3 protein-coding genes are annotated in these 3,184 nt (G+C 63.5%); 2 read left to right on the top strand and 1 reads right to left on the bottom strand.

Features of this window, described 5'->3' with window-relative positions:
* Positions 1-24: 24 nt before the first annotated feature.
* Positions 25-264, bottom strand: a complete 240-nt coding sequence (locus AC1DYI_RS30605) for a cold shock domain-containing protein (RefSeq protein WP_477207885.1) — start codon at positions 262-264, stop codon at positions 25-27.
* 236 nt (positions 265-500) lie between these two features.
* Here AC1DYI_RS30605 and clpS point away from each other — a divergent pair, with 236 nt between their 5' ends.
* Positions 501-857: an ATP-dependent Clp protease adapter ClpS gene (clpS, locus tag AC1DYI_RS30600; RefSeq protein WP_477207884.1), complete on the top strand. Its 357-nt coding sequence runs from the start codon at positions 501-503 to the stop codon at positions 855-857.
* Positions 854-3,166, top strand: a complete 2,313-nt coding sequence (gene clpA / locus AC1DYI_RS30595) for an ATP-dependent Clp protease ATP-binding subunit ClpA (RefSeq protein ID WP_477207883.1) — start codon at positions 854-856, stop codon at positions 3,164-3,166. Before clpS ends, clpA begins: the two co-directional genes overlap by 4 nt.
* The last annotated feature ends 18 nt before the right edge of the window (positions 3,167-3,184 follow it).

Here is a 3,184-nt window from a genome sequence, read left to right as displayed (position 1 = left end):
CCACGCAGCCTGCGACGCGATGACTCAGTTCGGTCGTTCTTCGGACGCCGCCGCGGCGTCGACCGCCCGGATGTTCTGAGCCAAGTGGCCTTTGGGGCCTTGCACCAGCTCGAAAGCGACCTGGCTGCCCTGCTTCAAGGTGCGAAAGCCGTCCATCTGGATGGCTGAAAAATGGGCGAAAACGTCATCGCCTCCGCCCTGCGGTTCGATGAAGCCAAAGCCCTTGGCGTCATTGAACCATTTGACGGTACCCATCAAGTCCATATCACTTCTCCCTGACGCCCTTTGTGGAAGGGGCTTGTGCAGCTATTTTTGTGGGCTCGGATCGGCGATGTCAATGGCGTGAGGTCATGTCCATCATGCCTTCAGCAGACAGGCAACGTCGACACCCCTAGATAAGGGGTGGGTGACGGCGGTTTTTCACTCAATGGCCTGTTGCCGTTTGCGGCGAACATGAGCCTGCCCCTGTGCTGCCAAGGTCAACTGGCTATACTGATTTCATGCCTTCAAAAGCGCCCAAGCCGCCTGCTTTGCCGCCCTCGGTCTCACGGCCGGACGAGGGTGACGGCTCGGTTGTCGCCGAGAAGAAAGCAGCACGGACCAAACCACCCCGGATGTACCAGGTCGTCATGCTCAACGACGACTTCACGCCGATGGAATTCGTCGTGATGGTGCTGCAGGAATATTTCAGGCTTGATCTTGAAGCCGCCACCCTCATCATGTTGAAGATTCACCATGAGGGTCGGGCTGTCTGCGGCGTCTTCTCAAAAGACGTCGCGGCCACCAAGGTCGAGCTGGTGCTCGCCGCTGCACGTCGCTCGGGACACCCGCTTCAATGCATTATGGAGGCCGCATGATTGCCCAGGAACTTGAAGTCAGCCTGCACATGGCGTTCGTCGAGGCGCGCCAGCAGCGGCACGAGTTCATCACCGTCGAGCACTTGCTGCTCGCGTTGTTGGACAACCCTTCTGCGGCCGAAGTGCTGCGCGCCTGCGCGGCGAACATCGAGGACCTGCGCAAGAGCCTGGTCGCGTTCATCCGCGAAAACACCCCCACGGTGGGTGGCACCGAAGAGGTCGACACCCAGCCGACGCTCGGTTTCCAGCGCGTGATCCAGCGCGCGATCATGCACGTGCAGTCCACCGGCGGCGGCAAGAAGGAAGTGACCGGCGCCAACGTGCTGGTGGCGATCTTCGGCGAGAAAGACTCGCACGCCGTGTACTACCTGCACCAGCAGGGCGTCACCCGGCTGGACGTGGTCAATTTCATCGCCCACGGCATCAAGAAGTCCGACCCGCCCGAGCCGCAAAAGGGCAATGAGGGCAGTTCGGGCGATGGCGAGAAGGAAGACGGCGCCGCCGAAGGCAAGGGCTCGCCGCTGGACCAGTTCACCACCAACCTGAACCAACTGGCCCGCGAAGGCAAGATCGACCCGCTGATCGGCCGCGAAAGCGAAGTCGAGCGGGTGATCCAGGTGTTGTGCCGCCGCCGCAAGAACAACCCGCTGCTGGTCGGCGAGGCCGGCGTGGGCAAGACGGCGATCGCCGAAGGCCTGGCTTGGCGCATCACCGAGGGCGACGTGCCTGAAGTGCTGGCCGATGCCATGGTTTACGCGCTGGACATGGGCGCGTTGCTGGCGGGCACCAAGTACCGCGGCGACTTCGAGCAGCGTCTGAAGGGCGTGCTGAAGCAGCTGAAGGAAAGCCCGAAGTCGATCCTGTTCATCGACGAGATCCACACGCTGATCGGCGCTGGCGCCGCATCGGGCGGCACGCTGGACGCGAGCAACCTGCTCAAGCCGGCCCTGTCGTCGGGCGCGATGAAGTGCATCGGCGCAACAACGTTCACCGAATACCGCGGCATCTTCGAGAAAGATGCAGCACTGTCGCGCCGCTTCCAGAAGGTCGACGTGGTCGAGCCGTCGGTCGAGCAGACTGTCGAGATCCTGAAGGGCCTGAAGTCGCGCTTCGAAGAGCACCACAGCGTCAAGTACGCGCTGGGCGCGCTGCAGGCCGCGGCTGAGTTGTCGGCCAAGTTCATCAACGACCGTCATCTGCCCGACAAGGCGATCGACGTGATCGACGAGGCCGGTGCCGCCCAACGCATCCTGCCCAAGAGCAAGCAGAAGAAGACCATCACCCGCAACGAGGTGGAGGAAATCGTCGCGAAGATCGCGCGCATTCCGCCCGCCTCGGTGTCCAGCGATGACCGCGGCAAGCTCAAGAGCCTGGAACGCGACCTGAAGAGCGTGGTGTTCGGGCAAGACCCGGCCGTCGACGCGCTGTCGGCCGCGATCAAGATGGCCCGCTCGGGCCTGGGCAAGTCGGACAAGCCGATCGGCGCCTTCCTGTTCAGCGGCCCCACCGGCGTCGGCAAGACCGAAGTCGCGAAGCAGCTGGCCTACATCCTGGGCATCGAGCTGATCCGCTTCGACATGAGCGAGTACATGGAGCGTCATGCGGTGAGCCGGCTGATCGGCGCGCCCCCGGGCTATGTGGGCTTCGACCAGGGCGGCCTGATGACGGAGGCCGTCACCAAGAAGCCACACTCGGTGCTGCTGCTCGACGAAATCGAGAAGGCCCACCCGGATGTCTTCAACGTGCTGCTGCAGGTCATGGACCACGGCACGCTGACCGACAACAACGGGCGCAAGGCCGACTTCCGCAACGTGATCATCGTGATGACCACCAACGCGGGCGCCGAGACGATGAACAAGTCGACCATCGGCTTCACGACCAAACGTGAGCAGGGCGACGAAATGGCCGACCTGAAGCGCCTGTTCACGCCCGAGTTCCGCAACCGGCTGGACGCGATCGTCAGCTTCCGTGCGCTGGACGAAGAGATCATCCTGCGCGTGGTCGACAAGTTCCTGCTGCAGCTCGAGCAGCAGCTGGCCGAGAAGAAGGTCGAGGTGACCTTCACCGACGGCCTGCGCAAGCACCTGTCCAAGAAGGGCTTCGATCCGCTGATGGGCGCGCGGCCGATGCAGCGCCTGATCCAGGACACGATCCGTCGTGCGCTGGCCGACGAGCTGCTGTTCGGCCGCCTGGTCGACGGTGGCCGCCTGACGGTGGACGTGGACGCCGAAGGCCACACGCTGCTGGACATCCAGTCGCCGGGCAAGAGCGGCGACAAGCCGACGAAGGCTGAAGCTGCTGCGCTCTGAGACCTAGCGGCGCGAGCC

The organism is Ideonella sp. P3_A4 (genome assembly GCF_056403075.1).
This window is presented reverse-complemented; position numbering and strand designations above follow the sequence as displayed.